The organism is Streptomyces sp. UC4497 (genome assembly GCF_054871485.1).
In genome coordinates this window covers 90,643-107,181 of the sequence record NZ_JBTYHB010000008.1, presented here as the reverse complement: position 1 = coordinate 107,181, position 16,539 = coordinate 90,643, and the positions used below count along the sequence as shown (strand labels likewise).

Here is a 16,539-nt window from a genome sequence, read left to right as displayed (position 1 = left end):
ATTCAGGAAATCCGTATTCAGGAGATCCGGGCGACGCCCGAGTAGATGCCGCTCGGCTCGGGCGCGGGAGCGGGCTCGCCGCGGAACCACTCCGTGGCGGTCACCAGACCCGGCTCGACGAGGTCGAGCCCCTTGAAGAACCGCGCCACCCCGTCGCGGGTGCGGAAGCCCAGCTGGATCCCGGCCTTCGTGTACTGGGCCACGACCTTCTCGACCAGCTCGGGGAAGATGTCGCTGGAGGCGTTGGACAGCACCAGGTGACTGCCGGGCGGCAGCTCGGACACCAGCCTGGAGACGATGCCGTACGCCTCCTCGTCGTCCGGGATGAAGTGCATCAGCGCGATCAGCGACAGGGCGATCGGCCGGTCGAAGTCCAGGACGGTGCGGGCGTGTTCGAGGATGGCGTCCGGCTCGCGGACATCGCCCTCGATGTAGTCGGTGGCGCCCTCGGGGCTGCTGACGAGCAGCGCCTGCGCGTGCCGCAGCACGATGGGGTCGTTGTCGGTGTAGACGACCTTGGCCGCCGGGACGATCCGCTGCACGATCTGGTGCAGGTTCGGCGCGGTCGGGATGCCGGTGCCGATGTCCAGGTACTGGTCGACGCCCTGCCCGGCGAGCCAGGCGGCGGCCCGGTGCATGAACTCCCGGTTCTGCCGCGCCGCGTCCCGCGCCTCGGGCGGCAGCTGCTCGCCGACGGCCTCGTCGACGGGGTAGTTGTCCTTCCCGCCGAGCAGCCAGTCGTAGACCCGCGCGGGGTGCGCCTGGCTGGTGTCGATACGGGGCCGGGAATGGGGCCTCCCCTGCTCGAGCGAAGCCGAGAGCTTGGGGATGGGTGCTGTCATGAGGACTCTCCAACGTCGCTGAGCGGGCGGGGCGATGCGTGTGACCTGCCCGCAGTCTTTCATGCCAACTCCCGTCGTTCACCACGGAGTTGCAGGTCACGGCGGGTGCGCGGGCGACAGCGCACGGTACTCGCGAGCCTCCCGCGGCCCTGCCCCGCGCCCTCTACGCTTGACCACCCATCCATGATCCACCCTGAGGAGCGACCGTGCGCGACTGGCGTTGCGAGTTGGACCTGGAGCCGCACGGCGAGGGCGGCTACTTCCGCCGCGTCTACACGAGCCCGCACGACCTTTCGACGCCGCACGGCCCCCGCCCCTCGGCGACATCGATCTACTACCTGCTCGACGAGCGGCAGCCCAGCGGCCTGCTGCACCGCAACCGCAGCGACATCCTGCACTTCCTGATCGACGGCGGCCCCCTGGAGTACGTGACCGTCTCCCCCGACGGCACCCTCCACCGCACGGTCCTCGGCCCGGACGACGAGCGATTCCTGCTGGTGCCCGGCGGCCACTGGAAGGCCTCACACCTGCTCGGCGACGCCCACCACGGCCTGGTGGCGGAGGTCGTCACCCCGGGCTTCGACTACACGGACCACGAGTTCGCGACGCGCGCGGCACTGGAGGAGTTCCCGCACCTCGCGCAGGAGTTGCGGGAGTTCGTACGCGACTGATCCCGGGTCAGCCGAGGGTGCGCACCGGGCTCCCCGCCAGATACGCCTCGATGTCCTCCACGGCGCCCTGGAAGAAGCCCTCGTAGTTGCGGCGCGTCACGTAACCGAGGTGGGGCAGGCCGAGGAAGTTCGGGGCGGTGCGCAGGGGATGGTCGGCCGGGAGGGGCTCGGTGTCGAAGACGTCGCTGCCCGCGCCGGCGATCCAGCCCTCGCGCAGCGCCCGTACCAGCGCTTCCTGGTCGACGATCGCGGCGCGCGAGGTGTTGACGAGGTAGGCGGTGCGGCGCATGCGGCGCAGTTCGTCGGCGCCCAGCAGACCGCGGGTGCGGTCACCAAGGACGAGGTGGACGGAGACGAAGTCGCTGGATTCGAGGAGTTCTTCCTTCGAGGCGGCGAGGGTGGCACCGGCTTCGGCGGCCCGCTCGGCGGTGAGGTTCTGGCTCCACGCCGTCACGTCCATGCCGAAGGCGGCGCCGACGCGCGCGACTCGTGCGCCGATCTTGCCGAGGCCGAGGAGGCCGAGCCGGCGGCCGTGCAGGTCGGCGCCGAGGGTGGACTGCCAGGGGCCGCCGTCACGCAGGTTGGCGCCCTCGGTGAGGACGCCGCGGGCGAGGCCCAGGATCAGGGCCCAGGTGAGCTCGACGGGCGGTTCGGGGTTGCTCGCGGTGCCGCAGACCGTGACGCCGTGCGCGGCGGCGGCGTCGAGATCGATGGACGCGTTGCGCATCCCCGACGTGACGAGGAGCCGCAGCTTCGGCAGGCGCGCGATCAACTCGGCGGGAAACGGGGTGCGTTCGCGCATCACGACGACGATCTCGCAGTCACCGAGCAGCGCGACGAGTTCTTCGTGCGTATCGATATAGCGATTGAGGTACGTGACGTCGACGCGGCCCGAGAGGCGGTCCCAGTCGGCAAGTTCACGGGCGACGCCCTGGTAGTCGTCGAGTACAGCGCACCGCAGCATGCTCACATCACTCCTGGTTCGAAGATCGTCGGGAAACCTTAACCGGGAACACTGGTACGGACTTTCTGTGCAGTCCCTTGACGCCCCTTCGTCCCACCCCTTAAATCAACTCTTGAACAGAACACGTCAAGCGCAGCTTTCTTGCCTTCACTTTCTGGCGTGCCGCGGGACGGCACGACCCCCTACCCGAAGTGATGTGATGCCCCATGCGCAGTTCCCTCCGCCCGCTGAGCCGCAGACTCCCGCTGGGCGCCGCGGCCCTGCTGTGCGTCGCCGCCGCGTTCGTGCCCTCGGCGAACGCCGCCGAGACCGACGGTGACACGCACACCGCGGCGGTCACCTTCTCCGACGACTTCGACGGGCCCGCGGGCTCGTCGGTCGACGGTTCGAAGTGGCAGACCGAGACCGGAGACAACGTCAACAACCACGAGCGGCAGTACTACACGGCGGGCAACAACAACGCCAAGCTCGACGGCCAGGGCAACCTGGTGATCACCGCAAAGCGCGAGAACCCGTCCAACTACCAGTGCTGGTACGGGACATGCGAGTACACCTCGGCGCGGCTCAACACGTCGGGGAAGTTCGAGACGACGCACGGCCACGTCGAGGCCCGGATGAAGATCCCGCGTGGGCAGGGCATCTGGCCCGCGTTCTGGATGCTGGGCAGCGACATCGGTTCGGTCGGCTGGCCGAACTCCGGCGAGATCGACATCATGGAGAACGTCGGCTTCGAACCGTCGACGGTGCACGGCACGATCCACGGGCCCGGCTACTCCGGCTCGGGCGGGATCGGCGCGGGGTACTCGCTGCCGAACGGCCAGGCCTTCGCGGACGCGTTCCACACGTTCGCGGTGGACTGGACGCCCACCAAGATCACCTGGTCGGTGGACGGAACGGTGTACCAGACCCGGACGCCCGCCGACGTCGGCGGCAACCAGTGGGTCTTCGAGAAGCCGTTCTTCCTGATCCTCAACCTCGCCGTGGGCGGGTACTGGCCGGGCGACCCGGACTCCAGTACGCAGTTCCCGCAGCAGCTGGTGGTGGATTACGTGCGGGTGAGCACGTGAGTACGTGATCACGTAGGGAACGGAGAGGGGCCCGGCGCCGTGTTGCACGCCGGGCCCCTCTTTGTCGTCTCGGGTCGTCTTCGGTCAGGCCGACGTGCGGCACTCCGGGTGACCCCAGCCGTCGGGGTTCTTGGCGATGTCCTCCCCGGCGGCGTACGAGCGGCCGCAGCGGCAGCGGCCGGGGAACTTCGCCTTGAGGGTGCGCGAGGAGGAGCCGGAGGAGGTCTTCTTGGCGGACGCCGACTTCGCGCGCGGCGGCTTCGCGGAGGACGGGCTGGAGGGCGGCGGCTCGGGAGAGCCGAGCGCGCTGCCCGCGTCCTCCTGGGCGACGGCGGCCTGGCTGGCGGCGCGGTCCGCGAAGTCGTTCAGCGGGTCGCCGTCGACCTGGTGCGCGGGCACGTACTTGAACTCGACCTTGCGGCCGTCGAGCAGCGCGTCGATCCGCTGGACGAGCTCCTGGTTGGCGACCGGCTTACCGGCCGCCGTCTTCCAGCCCTTGCGCTTCCAGCCGGGCAGCCACGTCGTGACCGCCTTCATCGCGTACTGCGAGTCCATCCGCACCTCGAGCGGCACGTCCGCCGCGACCGTGCTCAACAGCCTTTCCAGGGCGGTGAGTTCGGCGACGTTGTTCGTCGCGGTGCCGAGCGCGCCGGCCTCCCACTGCACGGGCTTCTCGTCACCGTCGGCGACGACCCAGGCCCACGCCGCGGGTCCGGGATTTCCTTTGGACGCGCCGTCACACGCGGCGATCACACGTTCTGCCATGCCCCCGATCATGCCAGGTCAGTCGTCGAGGTCGACGCGTACGGTCAGCAGATCGACGCCGAGGCCGCGGACGGCGGCGCTGTTGAGGCGCGGCAGGACCCCCAGGCGGGCGCGGGCGTCGTCGTCGGGCAGCAGGTGCGCGGTGCCGCTGTGCCAGTGGCCGCGCAGGCGGACGCGGACGCGTGGGTCGGCCTGGATGTTGCGCACGTACTGGGACTTGAACCCGAATTCCGAGACCAGCCAGAAGGCGCCGCCGACACGTCGCCCGCCGACCGGGGTGCGGCGCGCGAGCCCCGACGTGCGCCCGGTCGTCTCCAGGAGGACCTGGGTCGGCAGGCGCCGGGTCACGGGATTGGCGATGTGGCGCTGGAAGGTGGTGACGAGCCGGTGCTTGGTCTCGTGGAAGCGCGTCATGGGCGAACTCTAGGTCCTGTCGTCGCCGGGCAGACGGGAGTTTGACGACAGGCCCTAGACCGGGGCCCGGCGGCGCATGAGGAAGCCCCGGCCGTGACGGGGGACCACGGCCGGGGCGGCTTGGGTGGGACACGGATGGCGGTCGCCTCTCGGCGGAGGGCTCCGCAGGGCTTCAGCCGAACGATCTTCCCTGCGGGCGATAGGTTGGGCCCGGGGACACTGTTCCATCCGCGTCCACATCTGAGTCAACGGACTGGGTGGCAGGGTTGTTCCCGACGGTGCCGGGAGGCGGCGTGAGGTGAGTCACGACCGGTACCGATTCCGGCACCCGTTGTGAACGGTGGCCGAGCTTTTCGTTCTAGGCTGCGACGATGATCTTCCGCCCGGCTTCCCGACGTCTGTCGGCTTTGTGCCTCGCCCTGACCGCCGCGTTCGCGCTGTCCGCCTGCTCGTCACCGGAGTCCGGGGACCGCTCCCCGCGCGTCCAACGGCCGACGCCGGACGCGCAGTTCGACTACCAGCTCGGCGGCGCGTACAAGCCGCCCGCGGGCGTGAAGGCCGTCTCCCGGGACCGCGGGGACGCCCCCGCCCGCGGTCTCTACAACGTCTGCTACGTCAACGCCTTCCAGGCCCAACCCGACGCGGTGCAGTGGTGGCGGGCCCACCACGACGACCTGCTGCTGCGTGACGACGACGGGAAGTTGGTGGTCGACGAGGACTGGCACGAGCCGCTGTTCGACATCTCCACGAAGACGAAGCGGGCGCGCCTTGCGAACATCGTGGGCGGCTGGATCCGGGGCTGCGCCGACGACGGGTTCCAGGCCGTCGAGCCGGACAACCTCGACTCCTACGAGCGCTCCGACGGACTGCTCGACCCCTCCGACGCGGTCGCGTTCGCCAAGCTCGTCGCCGACCGGGCGCACGGGTCCGGGCTCGCGGTCGGGCAGAAGAACACCGCGGAACTCCTGCCGAAGCGCCGCGACATCGGGTTCGACTTCGCGGTGACGGAGGAGTGCCAGGCCTACGACGAGTGCCGGGGGTACGCGTCGGCGTACGACGACCGGGTCTTCGCCGTGGAGTACCGCAAGGCCGACTTCAAGCGGGCGTGCCGCGCGTGGGGCGACCGGCTCTCGATCGTGCTGCGCGACATGGACGTGCGGCCCGCCGGTACGAAGGGGTATGTGCGGCGGGCCTGTTGAGCGGCGGGGTCAGGCCCTACGGGTCGGGTCGCTCAGCGCGTCCAGGCGGCGCTTGATCGCGTCGAGGGCGCCGGGGCGGCGGCCCGGCACCTGCTCCCGCAGGGCGGTGAGACCGGCGGCGTGGCCGCGGGCCCGGTCCGGGTCGCTGACCTGTTCCCACTGGTGGTGGGCGCGGTCGACGGCCGCCTCCACGTCCTCGTCGGAGGGCGACTCGCCGCGCGCGATCCGGGCGTGCGCCACGGCGATCCACAACTCGCAGCTGCGACCCGGCTCATCGGCCAGCCGTGCGAGGTCGGCACGCACCTCCATCCAGTGCACGACCTGCGAGGACCGCATCCCATGCACCCGCAACGCCTCCCCCTCCCACGCTGCAGCAATGGACGCGGCCTCCCCATGCCGCCCCGCCTGCACGGCGGCGAGCAGCAGGGCGTGCGGGTCGGGCGCGGTGGGTTGGGCGGGGGCCGCGGGCGCGGTGGCGGGCATCGGCGGGATGGCAGGCGCGGCCGGCGCGGGGGCGGGCGGGGCCACCGGGTTGGGCGGGACGGGCGCGGGCGCGGCGGGGGCGGATACGGGGGCCGGGCTGGGCGTGGGCGCGGCGGGGACGGGTGCGGGCTCCGGGCTGACGGGAGCGGGTACCGGGGCCGGGGTGACCTGGCTCGGCGCCGGCGCCTTGGCGAGCTGCACGGCGGGTGCGGGTGCCGAGGTGGGGGCCTGAGCATGGCTCGCGGCCGGAGCCGCAACCGTGTCCGCCCCGTGGGCGTGGCCCGAAACCGAGGCATCAGCGGGTGCCGGAGCTGCGACGGCGGTCGGGTTCGGCTGCGAAGCCGAGGCAGCCCCCACGGCAGACGCCGGAGCCGGCGTCGGAGGAGCCCCCGGCCCCGATGGCTGGGCCGAGGCCGGAGCCGCAACCGAAGCGGGTGCCGAGACAGGACTCGGAGCCGGCACTGCCGCAGGGGCCGAACCTGAATTCGAAGCCGGGACCTGGACCGGCTCCGGCCCGGGCGCCGGTTGCGCGGCCGATATCGGAGGCGAGGCCGAGACGGAAGCCGCCGACGGACCCGAAGTGGCCGTCCCACCCGCAGCCGAAGGCGGTGCCGACGCGGGAGCGGCGCCTACCGCGACAGCCAGTGGCGCACCCGGATTCGAGAGCTGGTCCTGAGCCGAATCCGGAACCGGAACCGGATGTGCAGCCGGAGACGTCACCGAGTCCCCGGCCGACGCCACCGACGGGCCCTGTCCGGGGACGGATCCAGAAGCCGGACCCGCGGCGGGAACGGCAGGCGGAGGCGAAGCAGCCGCTGGCTCACCAGCGGACGGAACCGGAGCGGAAGCCGCGGGCTGACCGGCAGCCGGAAGCGGAGCAGCCGCGGGCTGACCAGCGGGCGGCGTCGACGTCGGGGCCGGAATCGTTGCCGAACGCGGTGGCGTGGCGGCAGGTGTTTCCGCGGCCTCCGCGCCAGTGGGCCGCCCCGAGGGCGTGGCCTCGATCGGGCCCCCGGCGCCGGGCGCGTGGCCGGTCCCCGTCGCAGGTGCCGGCTCACGACCGCCGCTGGGCGTCCCCGGCGGCACGTAACCCGAACCCAGCGCCACGAAGAGCGCGTCCTTCGGGCCCGCGTGGGACGCCGCCGTTTCGTGGAGGTCGGGTGGGGTGGGGCGGGCTCCTGTGCGCCAGATGTCCGCGTAGGCGCGGAGGTACGTGGGCGTGAGGGTCGTGCGGCGGGGCGGCGGCGGCAGGACCCGGCCGAAGACGTTGGTGCCGTGGCCGAGGCCGAGGCCGCCCACGCCGACGTGCTTCCACGCCTCCGCGTCGGCGACGAGGTCGAGCACGACGGTCGTGGTGTGCGGGCGGCGCAGGGTGAGTTCACCGGTGAGCCAGTGCCAGGGCAGCGCCGTGTAACGCAGCGTCGACGGGGTGGTCCTGGCGAGGGCCAGGTGCAACAGGCGCTGGCGTTGGTCGAGGTGGAGCTGGCCCGCGAGGTACAGGTGGAGCGGTCCGGGCTGCGCGGCCACCGTCCGCAGGCGGGTGAGGACGGCCTGCGGGTCGAGCGGGTCGGCGAGTTCGACGACGGACGCCGCCGCCGTGCCGGTGAGCACGCTCGGCGGCACCGCCGCGAGCGTGGGCAGCACGGAGACCGCGTCGATGAGGCCCGCCTTGCCGACGGGCGCGGCCGCGAGGAGCAGCGCCGTGCCCGGCTCGGTGGAATGTGCCTCGTTGTTGCCTTGCGCGTTGATCACCACAGCAGAACCGTAACCGCAACACAGAGCGTCGCGCTTCCGTCACGGAACCCCAAGTGGCCCCGCAGTGGTCGGTTTTCAGCCCTTTTTGCCCGAAGGGTGCCCGCAACGCAGCCGGTCTCCGGTAACCGGCGCCCCTTCCACCATGCTGCGGTCGTACGTCACTTGCGTCACACCCCGATCGTCACCGCCGACGACGACGCGGAAGGCGGGACCGAATCCGGCCACGGGCCGCAGCTTCGCACCGGGGAGCGCGGCCGCCAGCGAGGGCGCGAAGCGGGCGCGTTCGGGATCGTACGTGACGACGGTGGGTCCGCTCGGACGGCTGCTCGGCGCGGGCACCTCGGTCACGTCGAAGCCGCTCTCGCGCAGCCCGTCGGCGATGCGCGGGTCGTCGACCGTCACCTTGGTCTCCTGGGGCGGCATACCGACCGGGACCGGACCGCCCGACTTCCGCGTGGACGTCAGCGGCCGGTCCGCACGCAGCGCCCCGAACATCCGCTTCGCCCGCTTGTCGTCCCACAGCAGCGACGAGCCCCATGTGGGGTCCCGGTAGTCGAAGTTCGAGATGGGCACGGTGGCGAACTCCGTCTGCCGTGGCGTGAGGTCACGCAGCTTCCACGCCAGGGTGGTCAGCGTACGGACGTCCGTGTGGCCGTCGGTGCGTACGTGTGACATCAGCGCGCGGGCCGTACGGGCCGTCGCCATCGGGTCCTTGAAGACCTTCGCGTCGGAGAGCCGCGCCAACATGCCGAGCAGCAGCTTCTGTTGGCGGCGCACCCGCCCGAGGTCGCCGGGCGGGTTGAGGTGCCGTGCGCGGACGTAGCGCAGGGCGTGCTTGCCGTCGACGTCGTGCGTTCCCGCGGCGAGGTCGAGCCCCGAGTTCTCGTCCCGCAGCGGCCTGTCGCTGCACACCTCGGCGCCGCCCAGGCCGTCGACGGCCGCCACGAACCCGCGGAAGTCGGCCTCCATGTAGTGGTCGATACGCAGGCCGGTGGCGCGCTCGACCGTACGCACGGTCAGGTCCCGGCCCCCGTGCGCGTACGCCCCGTTGATCTTTCCGCTGTGCGCGGGGTGGTCGTGCCGGGCGAAGGGGACGAAGGAGTCACGGGGCAGGGAGACGACGCTGAGCCGGCGGCCGTCGGCGGCGATGTGCACGAGCATCAGCACGTCGGTGCAGCCGCACTCCTGGCCGCCGACGTGCAGCCGCTGGATCTCCTCGCGGGACATCCCGCTGCGGCGGTCGAGCCCCGCGACGAGCAGGTTGGTGCCCCTGCCCTTGCCCACGCCCTGACCGGACCCATGGCCGACGGCGGGGGCGGATCTGCCCTCCGCCGCTCCGGCCCCCGCGGGCGCCGCACCCGCGAGCGTAGTGATCAGCAGGGCGGCCGCGGCCACCGAATTGCGGCGGCGGAGACGATGCTGAGGGGCCATGGAGTACCTCCGTCGAGCGGATGTCGGGGCGGATGCGATCTGACCCCTTTACCCCACATTGCCCCTCTGGTCCCACCCGCCGCGCCTGATTCACCGTCATGTACGCATGGGTGCCTCCCCCGTCGGAACCAATCGCCACAACGACGTCGTCTCCGCCGCGCGTGCGGCGTGCAGCGGATCGGTGCGGTCGCGGGAGCGCGGGTGGCGCGGCCGGACGTCGAGCCGCTCGGCGACACGCAGGCCCGCGGCGGCGAACGCGTCCGTGAGCAGGTCGCGTTCGCGGAGCCCGAGGAGTTCGGCCAGGTCGGAGAGGATCAGCCAGCCCTCGCCGCCGGGTTCGAGGCGGCCCGGGAGCCCGTCGAGGAAGCCGTGCAGCATGCGCGAGTCGGGGTCGTACACGCCTTCTTCGAGGGGTGAGGTGGGGCGTGCGGGCAGCCACGGCGGGTTGCAGACGACGAGCGATGCGCGCCCGTTCGCCGGCCAGAGCCCCGCGTCGCTCACCTCGATCCGGTCCGCGAGCCCGAGCCGGTCGACGTTGTCGCGGGCGCAAGCGAGGGCGCGCGGGGCCGCGTCCGTGGCGACGACCCGGCCGACGCCGCGCCGGGCGAGGACGGCGGCGAGCACGCCCGTGCCGGTGCCGAGGTCGAAGGCGACACCGCCGACCGCGCCGCGCGGCAGCTCCGCCTCCCCGACGAGGTCGACGTACTCGCCCCTGACCGGGGCGAACACTCCGTAGTGCGGATGGATGCGGGCGCCGTCGAGCGCGGCCACGGGCACACCGGTGCGGCGCCACTCGTGCGCGCCGAGCACACCCAGCAGCTCGCGCAGCGGTACGACGCCGGGGGTTCCGGGGGCGGGCCCATAGGCCTCGGTGCACGCGCGGCGCACATCGGGGGCGCGGCGCAGGTCGAGCCCGTAATCGGCGTCGAGGACGACCAGGAGCATGCCGAGGACGCGGGCACGGTGGGCGCGGTTCCTGCGGTGCTCGTGGAAGCCGTCGGCGGGCGGCAGCGCCCGGTCGACGCGGCGGCCGAGGGCGCTCAGCAGCTGCCGGGCACCGTGGTGGTCGCCGCGCCACAGCAGCGCGGTGCCTTCGCAGGCGTGGCGGTAGGCCTCCCGCGCGCTGGTCCGGTCGTCGGCGACGACGACGCGCCGGGGCGGCCGTCCGCCGCCGAGCGCGCGCCAGGGTGCGGTGCGGGTGGTGTCGGTATCGGGTTCGGTCCAGGACAGGACGGTCACCGTGGGAACTCCTCGTAGTGGAACGTGCGGGGCACGAAGCGCACTTCGGCGAGGAGCGGGAGGCGGCCCGGTGACGGTCACCGGGCGAGCACATGGGTCAGGGGCGGCTCGGCTCCCGCGTCGCGGTGCGCGGGAGCGAGTCGCCGAGGACCAGGCCTGGAACGATGCCGGATGTCATGGCGCCGATTGTCGCAGACCGTACGAGCAGAGTCGCAGACCATACGAGCAGATCAGAAGCCTTGGGCTGTCAGCGGTACCCCGTGACGTCGGCCGGCTTGCCCGCGTCCTGGACCTCGACGAGGTAGCGCCAGGAGTCGGGCCTGCTGCCGTCGAGATCGGTGAATCCGTAGATCTTGGCGAGGCCGCCGCTGGACTGGGACGTCCCGTTGAACCGGGCGACGTCCGGGTCCGCGGCGAGCGCGGCGACGGCGCGGCCGGTGTAGCGGGGCGTCTCGGAGATGGCGAAGTGCGGCTCCACCCGCAGTCCGTCGCGCCAGTTCTCCTCCGTGACACCGTAGTGGCCGAGCATGATCTCCGAGCGCATCCAGCCGGGCGTGAGGGCGACGGCGGTGGCGCCGCGTGAGCCGAGTTCGTGGCCGAGGGCGAAGGCCATGCGCAGGACGGAGCTCTTGGCCAGGTCGTAGAAGAAGGACACGCGGTAGTTCGTGCTGTTGTACTCGGCCGTGCCGTCGGTGACCTCGACGACCAGGCCGCCGGGGTTGCGCAGCAGGAGAGGCAGCGCGTAGTGGCTGGTGATGGCGTGCGTCTCGACGGCGAGGCGGTGCAGCCTGAGCCCGTTGTCGAGGTCGTGCTCCCAGACGGGGGTGTCCCATGCGAAGAGGTTCTCGCCGCCCCAGATGTCGTTGACGAGGATGTCGAGGCGGCCCTGTTCGCGGTCGATGCGCTCGACGAGGGCGCGCACCTGGTCCTTTTCGAGGTGGTCGGTGGGGACGGCGATGCCGTGGCCGCCCGCCTCCGTGACGAGGTCCGCGGTGTCCTCGATGGTCTCGGCCCGGTCGTACTCGGAGCGGTGGGCGCGGGTGGTGCGGCCGGTGACGTAGACCGTGGCGCCGGCCGCGCCGAGTTCGACGGCGATGCCGCGACCCGCGCCGCGGGTGGCGCCCGCGACGAGGGCGACCTTGCCGCGCAGGGGTTGTTCGTCCGTCGCCGGGTGGGCGTTGTCAGACATGAGGGTGTCTCCCGTTGTTTCCAGGTGTCTCGCGTTGGTGCCGTGTGGCTCGCTCTCACGAGCATGTCCCGGAAACCCGACAACCCTTGTCCTGCTTTCGGTGGGACTTTGCCCGGCCGATCGAGCCGGGTACCTGCGGGCGTACCTACGGGGCACGCATTGATACCCTCGGGGGTATACCAGTGAGACAGGAGAGAGACATGAGCACCACCCTCGCCCCCGCCGAGCTGCACGGCAGCGCCGCCGACGACACTCTCGTCCTCGATGTGCGCCCGCCCGCCGAGTACGCGTCGGGGCACGTGCCCGGCGCCCTCAATGTGCCCGCGGAGCTCATCGACGAGCTGCTGCCCGACCTGCGTGACGCGGCCGGGCGCCGCCGGATCGTCGTCGTGTGCGCGGCCGGGCACCGCTCCGCCGCGGCCTGCGCGAAGCTCGCGGAGGCGGGCGTCGACGCCGTCGGCCTCGACGGTGGCACGCAGGCCTGGACCGCCGAGGGGCTGCCGGTCGACACCGCGGCCCGCCCCGAGCGCGCCGTCTGGGCGATGGACCGCCAGGTCCGGTTCGCCGCCGGTTCCCTGGTGCTGCTCGGTCTCGCGCTCGGCCGCCGCGCCCCGAAGGGCCGGCTGCTCGCGGCGGGCGTCGCCTCCGGCCTCGTCTACTCCGGCGTGAGCAACACGTGCGGCATGGCGGCGTTGCTCGGCAAGCTCCCGTTCAACCAGCCGGCGCCGGGCGCGCTCGACACCGCCCGCGCGGCCCTGCGTTCGTGAGCGGTACGGGCAATCCGGAGGCGATGGACGCCGTCCTGAAGCGGCTTCGCCGCGCGCAGGGGCAGCTGGCCGGCGTCATCGCGATGATCGAGGCGGGCCGCGACTGCAAGGACGTGGTCACCCAACTGGCCGCCGTTTCGCGCGCGTTGGACCGGGCCGGATTCAAGATCATCGCCTCCGGTATGCGGGACTGCATGAACGCGGCGGACGGCGAGCAGCCGCCGCTCAGCGAGGAGGAGCTGGAGAAGCTGTTCCTGTCGCTGGCGTGACGGGGCCGCCGGGTTCGTGCCACGCGGGGTGGCGCAGGCGGGCGACTTCGGGGTCCTGACGGCCCTCGTGGCGCGGGGCGCGGGCGTGGCGCTCGTACCTCAACTGACCCCGCCCGCCCGACGTCGCGTACGTACTGGACCGGCTCAGCGAGGCCGCTTCCGGTCGGCCCCGCTGAACCGGTGGCCTCAGGCGGCCCGCCGCGCCAGCGCACCGTGGCGGCGCACGAGGTCCGCGTACCGGTGACCGCTGCCCTTGATGGTGCGTTTCTGCGTCGCGTAGTCGACGTGGACGAGGCCGAACCTCTTGTCGTAGCCGTACGCCCACTCGAAGTTGTCGAGCAGCGACCAGGCGAAGTACCCGGCCAGCGGGACGCCTTGGTCGATCGCGCGGGCGCAGGCCGCGAGGTGCCGCACCAGGTACGCCTCGCGCTCGGGGTCGTCGACGGTGCCGTCGGGACGTACGACGTCGGGGTACGCGGAGCCGTTCTCGGTGACGTACAGCTTGCGGGCGCCGTAGTCGTGGGTGAGGCGGAGCAGCAGCGCCTCGATTCCGCCGGCGTCGACCTCCCAGTCCATGCCGGTGCGCGGGAGGCCGGGGCGGCGCACGGCGTCGGCGTGCGGGGCGGGTCCCGATGGGTCGTCGGCGATGGCGGAGGAGAAGTAGTAGTTGAGGCCCAGCCAGTCGAGGGGCTCGGCGATGGTGGCCATGTCCCCGGACATCTCCGGGAGTTGGACTCCGTACACCTCCAGCATGTCCGCCGGGAAGCCGCGGCCGTGCACCGGGTCGAGCCACCAGCGGTTGGCGTGGCCGTCCATGCGGCGGGCGGCGGCGATGTCCTCGGGGCGGTCGGTGGCGGGTTCGACGTGGGCGAGGTTGTTGACGATGCCGATCTCGGCGTCCGGCACGGCGGCGCGGATCGCCTGCGTGGCGAGGCCGTGGCCGAGGAGCAGGTGGTAGGAGGCGCGGACGGCGGCGGTCAGGTCGGTGAGCCCCGGTGCCATCCGGCCCTCCAGGTGGCCGATCCACGCCGAGCACAGCGGTTCGTTCAGCGGCGTCCAGTGCTTCACCCGGTCCCCGAGACGCTCTGCGACCACGGCGGCGTACGCGGCGAAGTGCTCGGCGGTCTCCCGCACCGGCCAGCCGCCGCGGTCCTGGAGCGCCTGCGGCAGGTCCCAGTGGTAGAGCGTGACCGACGGGGTGATGCCCTCGGCGAGCAACGCGTCGATCAACTCGTCGTAGAAGTCGAGGCCCTTGGGGTTCACCGGCCCGTCGCCGCCGGGGACGACGCGCGGCCAGGCGACGGACAACCGGTAGGCGTTGGTGCCCAGTTGCCGCATCAGACCGATGTCCTCGCGCCACCGGTGGTAGTGGTCGCAGGCGATGTCACCGTCGTCGCCGCCGTCGATCTTCCCCGGTGTGTGCGCGAAGGTGTCCCAGATGGAGGGCGCGCGACCGTCCTCGGCGACGGCTCCTTCGATCTGGTACGCCGATGTGGCCGTGCCCCACAGAAAGTCGTGCGGGAAGGCGGAGACATCAAGAGCGGAGTGGGGGTCGGACACGAAGTTCCTTTCAGTCATGGTCACTTGACCGGCAGCGGTCACTTGACGGCGCCCGCGGTGAGTCCGGTCACGAGGTAGCGCTGGAGCAGCAGGAAGCCGGCCACGACGGGCACGCTCACGACGAGCGAGGCGGCCATGATCTGGTTCCAGTACACGTCGTTGAGGTTGGCGTAGGCGCCGAGGCCGACGGAGAGCGTGCGGGTGGTGTCGTTGGTCATGACGGAGGCGAAGAGGACCTCGCCCCAGGCCGTCATGAACGAGTAGACGGCGACCGCGACGATGCCGGGGATCGCGGCCGGCACGATGATGCGGAACAGGGCGCCGAGCGGCCCGCAGCCGTCGACCAGGGCCGCCTCGTCGAGGTCGCGCGGCACCGACTCGAAGTACCCGATGAGCATCCAGATCGAGAACGGCAGCGTGAACGTCATGTACGTGAGGATCAGCCCGCCGCGCGATCCGAACAGGGCGATGCCGGTGGCGTTGCCGATGTTGACGTAGATCAGGAACAGCGGCAGCAGGAAGAGGATGCCGGGGAGCATCTGCGTCGACAGCACCGTCACCGTGAAGACGCGCTTGCCCCGGAAGCGGTAGCGGCTGACGGCGTACGCGGCGAAAATCGCGACGACCACCGAGCAGACGGTCGCCACACCCGCCACGATCAGGGAGTTCATGAAGTAGCGGGCCAGCGGGACCGTCGACCAGATGTCGATGTAGGGGCGGATCGTCAGGCTGCTGGGGATCCAGCGGAACGCGCCCTGCACGTCCTGGAGCGGCTTGAGCGAGCTGGACACCATCACGTAGACGGGCAGCAGGACGAAGCCGGCGAGCAGGGTGAGGAAGATCCGGCGGGACCAGAGGAAGGAGCGCGGCGGCGCAGACGGCGACCTGTACCGCGCACGCGCCAGCTGTGTGTCAGACATCGGCGGTCTTCCTCCCCCTGGACGTGAGCACCAGGTACACGCCCGTCACGACGAGCAGGAACAGCAGCAACAGGACGGACATCGCGGAGCCGGTTCCGAAGTCCCATGTCACGAAGGACGCTTGATAGATGTGGACCGAGATCAGGTCCGCGGCCTCGGGCGCCGCCTTGCCGAACATCACGTACGGGGTGTTGAAGTCGTTGAACGTCCAGAGGAACAGGACGAGGACGAGGACCTGGTTGACGGGCCGCAGCGACGGCAGCGTGATGCGGCGCAGTTGCTGCCACAGGCCCGCGCCGTCGAGGGCGGCGGCCTCGTACAGATCCTTCGAGATGTTCTGAAGCCCGGCCATCACGATGAGGAAGGCGAACGGCCAGCCCTTCCACACGGAGACGGTGAGCAGCGCGAAGAAGCTGTTGTCACCGATGAGCCAGAACGACGGTTTGTCGGTGATGCCGAGCTGGTCGTGCAGCACGTGGTTCACCAGGCCGTTGTCGTGCTGGAACAGGAACACCCAGGTGATGACGGCGGCGTACACGGGCAGCGCGTACGGGACGAGGAACAGGGCACGCAGCAGGCCGCGCCCCTTGAACGACTCCTGCATGAAGACGGCCGCCGCCGTGCCGATCACCCAGCACAGGGCGACCGAGGACACGGTGAACAGGCACGTGGTGACGAAGGACTTGAGGAGCGCCTCGCCGATGGCGCCGTCGAAGTCGACGGCGACCTTGAAGTTGTCGAGGCCACTCCAGGGTGCGGTGGTCCAGTCGCGCAGGAAGAGCCGGGTGAGCTGCTTGAAGCTCATCAGGATGCCCATGGCCATGGGCACGAGGTGGACGAGGAGTTCGAGCACCAGGGCGGGCAGGAGCAGCAGGTAGGGCAGGCCGAACCGGCGGATCCGGCCGGGGCGGCGGGTCCGACCGCCCGCCGCCTTGGGGGACTTGGGGTCGACGGCCGGCTCTGCCGACCGTTCGACCGTCGGGGTGGGTGTGGTCGTCATCGGG

Annotated in this window: 16 protein-coding genes; 5 read left to right on the top strand and 11 right to left on the bottom strand. The window is 71.6% G+C overall.

Going from position 1 to position 16,539, the window contains the following annotated elements:
• Positions 1–17: 17 nt before the first annotated feature.
• Complete coding sequence (locus tag ACYSUO_RS13720; RefSeq protein WP_461776348.1) at positions 18–842, bottom strand: SAM-dependent methyltransferase; 825 nt, start codon at positions 840–842, stop codon at positions 18–20.
• 206 nt (positions 843–1,048) lie between these two features.
• Between ACYSUO_RS13720 and ACYSUO_RS13715 the strand changes: the two genes are divergently transcribed.
• A complete protein-coding gene (locus ACYSUO_RS13715) occupies positions 1,049–1,513 on the top strand; it encodes a cupin domain-containing protein (protein WP_461776347.1) in 465 nt (154 codons plus the stop codon).
• 7 nt (positions 1,514–1,520) lie between these two features.
• On the opposite strand, the gene ACYSUO_RS13710 is transcribed toward ACYSUO_RS13715, so the two are convergent.
• Entirely contained in the window at positions 1,521–2,477 is a 957-nt protein-coding gene (locus ACYSUO_RS13710; RefSeq protein ID WP_461776346.1) for a D-2-hydroxyacid dehydrogenase family protein, read from the bottom strand.
• A gap of 206 nt (positions 2,478–2,683) precedes the next feature.
• On the opposite strand from ACYSUO_RS13710, the gene ACYSUO_RS13705 reads away from it, so the two are divergent.
• Complete coding sequence (locus tag ACYSUO_RS13705) at positions 2,684–3,544, top strand: glycoside hydrolase family 16 protein (protein ID WP_461776345.1); 861 nt, start codon at positions 2,684–2,686, stop codon at positions 3,542–3,544.
• 84 nt (positions 3,545–3,628) lie between these two features.
• On the opposite strand, the gene ACYSUO_RS13700 is transcribed toward ACYSUO_RS13705, so the two are convergent.
• Together ACYSUO_RS13700 and ACYSUO_RS13695 are read right to left on the bottom strand one after the other, a co-directional pair.
• Positions 3,629–4,321: a ribonuclease H family protein gene (locus tag ACYSUO_RS13700; RefSeq protein WP_461776344.1), complete on the bottom strand. Its 693-nt coding sequence runs from the start codon at positions 4,319–4,321 to the stop codon at positions 3,629–3,631.
• Positions 4,322–4,327: 6 nt separating this feature from the next.
• Positions 4,328–4,723, bottom strand: coding sequence for a nitroreductase/quinone reductase family protein (locus ACYSUO_RS13695; RefSeq protein WP_461776343.1), 396 nt, complete (start codon positions 4,721–4,723; stop codon positions 4,328–4,330).
• Positions 4,724–5,094: 371 nt separating this feature from the next.
• Here ACYSUO_RS13695 and ACYSUO_RS13690 point away from each other — a divergent pair, with 371 nt between their 5' ends.
• Positions 5,095–5,922 (top strand): endo alpha-1,4 polygalactosaminidase, encoded by an 828-nt coding sequence (locus tag ACYSUO_RS13690; RefSeq protein ID WP_461776342.1) that lies wholly within the window; start codon positions 5,095–5,097, stop codon positions 5,920–5,922.
• 9 nt (positions 5,923–5,931) lie between these two features.
• Here the strand turns inward: ACYSUO_RS13690 and ACYSUO_RS13685 are convergent, their stop codons facing one another.
• The 4 genes from ACYSUO_RS13685 to ACYSUO_RS13670 form a co-directional block, all read right to left on the bottom strand.
• Positions 5,932–8,160, bottom strand: a complete 2,229-nt coding sequence (locus ACYSUO_RS13685; RefSeq protein WP_461776341.1) for a hypothetical protein — start codon at positions 8,158–8,160, stop codon at positions 5,932–5,934.
• Positions 8,161–8,235: 75 nt separating this feature from the next.
• A complete protein-coding gene (locus ACYSUO_RS13680; protein WP_461776340.1) occupies positions 8,236–9,591 on the bottom strand; it encodes an LCP family protein in 1,356 nt (451 codons plus the stop codon).
• A gap of 96 nt (positions 9,592–9,687) precedes the next feature.
• The gene (locus ACYSUO_RS13675; protein WP_461776339.1) at positions 9,688–10,830 is read right to left on the bottom strand and encodes a methyltransferase; all 1,143 of its coding nucleotides are present in this window, start codon (positions 10,828–10,830) and stop codon (positions 9,688–9,690) included.
• 247 nt (positions 10,831–11,077) lie between these two features.
• The gene (locus tag ACYSUO_RS13670; protein WP_461776338.1) at positions 11,078–12,019 is read right to left on the bottom strand and encodes an SDR family oxidoreductase; all 942 of its coding nucleotides are present in this window, start codon (positions 12,017–12,019) and stop codon (positions 11,078–11,080) included.
• Between the two features lie 200 nt (positions 12,020–12,219).
• Between ACYSUO_RS13670 and ACYSUO_RS13665 the strand changes: the two genes are divergently transcribed.
• Positions 12,220–12,786 carry a rhodanese-like domain-containing protein gene (locus ACYSUO_RS13665; RefSeq protein ID WP_461776337.1) on the top strand — a complete coding sequence of 189 codons (567 nt, stop codon included), beginning with the start codon at positions 12,220–12,222 and terminating at the stop codon, positions 12,784–12,786.
• A gap of 23 nt (positions 12,787–12,809) precedes the next feature.
• The gene (locus ACYSUO_RS13660; RefSeq protein ID WP_266725789.1) at positions 12,810–13,055 is read left to right on the top strand and encodes a metal-sensitive transcriptional regulator; all 246 of its coding nucleotides are present in this window, start codon (positions 12,810–12,812) and stop codon (positions 13,053–13,055) included.
• Positions 13,056–13,241: 186 nt separating this feature from the next.
• Here ACYSUO_RS13660 and ACYSUO_RS13655 read toward each other — a convergent pair whose 3' ends face one another.
• Genes ACYSUO_RS13655 through ACYSUO_RS13645 form a run of 3 tightly spaced genes read right to left on the bottom strand, consistent with a single transcriptional unit; the run spans position 13,242 to position 16,535 of the window.
• Complete coding sequence (locus ACYSUO_RS13655) at positions 13,242–14,633, bottom strand: GH1 family beta-glucosidase (protein WP_461776336.1); 1,392 nt, start codon at positions 14,631–14,633, stop codon at positions 13,242–13,244.
• Between the two features lie 20 nt (positions 14,634–14,653).
• The gene (locus ACYSUO_RS13650; protein ID WP_461776335.1) at positions 14,654–15,535 is read right to left on the bottom strand and encodes a carbohydrate ABC transporter permease; all 882 of its coding nucleotides are present in this window, start codon (positions 15,533–15,535) and stop codon (positions 14,654–14,656) included.
• Entirely contained in the window at positions 15,528–16,535 is a 1,008-nt protein-coding gene (locus tag ACYSUO_RS13645; RefSeq protein ID WP_461776334.1) for a carbohydrate ABC transporter permease, read from the bottom strand. The genes ACYSUO_RS13650 and ACYSUO_RS13645 overlap by 8 nt, the downstream gene beginning before the upstream one ends.
• Positions 16,536–16,539: the final 4 nt, after the last annotated feature.

Excerpts from the sequence above, each read along its gene's own strand:
- ACYSUO_RS13705 (WP_461776345.1), top strand. The coding sequence starts at position 2,684 with ATGCGCAGTTCCCTCCGCCCGCTGAGCCGCAGACTCCCGCTGGGCGCC.
- ACYSUO_RS13690 (WP_461776342.1), top strand. The coding sequence starts at position 5,095 with ATGATCTTCCGCCCGGCTTCCCGACGTCTGTCGGCTTTGTGCCTCGCC.
- ACYSUO_RS13660 (WP_266725789.1), top strand. The coding sequence starts at position 12,810 with ATGGACGCCGTCCTGAAGCGGCTTCGCCGCGCGCAGGGGCAGCTGGCC.
- ACYSUO_RS13665 (WP_461776337.1), top strand. The coding sequence starts at position 12,220 with ATGAGCACCACCCTCGCCCCCGCCGAGCTGCACGGCAGCGCCGCCGAC.
- ACYSUO_RS13670 (WP_461776338.1), bottom strand. The coding sequence starts at position 12,019 with ATGTCTGACAACGCCCACCCGGCGACGGACGAACAACCCCTGCGCGGC.
- ACYSUO_RS13695 (WP_461776343.1), bottom strand. The coding sequence starts at position 4,723 with ATGACGCGCTTCCACGAGACCAAGCACCGGCTCGTCACCACCTTCCAG.
- ACYSUO_RS13645 (WP_461776334.1), bottom strand. The coding sequence starts at position 16,535 with ATGACGACCACACCCACCCCGACGGTCGAACGGTCGGCAGAGCCGGCC.
- ACYSUO_RS13700 (WP_461776344.1), bottom strand. The coding sequence starts at position 4,321 with ATGATCGGGGGCATGGCAGAACGTGTGATCGCCGCGTGTGACGGCGCG.
- ACYSUO_RS13650 (WP_461776335.1), bottom strand. The coding sequence starts at position 15,535 with ATGTCTGACACACAGCTGGCGCGTGCGCGGTACAGGTCGCCGTCTGCG.
- ACYSUO_RS13720 (WP_461776348.1), bottom strand. The coding sequence starts at position 842 with ATGACAGCACCCATCCCCAAGCTCTCGGCTTCGCTCGAGCAGGGGAGG.
- ACYSUO_RS13655 (WP_461776336.1), bottom strand. The coding sequence starts at position 14,633 with ATGACTGAAAGGAACTTCGTGTCCGACCCCCACTCCGCTCTTGATGTC.
- ACYSUO_RS13680 (WP_461776340.1), bottom strand. The coding sequence starts at position 9,591 with ATGGCCCCTCAGCATCGTCTCCGCCGCCGCAATTCGGTGGCCGCGGCC.
- ACYSUO_RS13710 (WP_461776346.1), bottom strand. The coding sequence starts at position 2,477 with ATGCTGCGGTGCGCTGTACTCGACGACTACCAGGGCGTCGCCCGTGAA.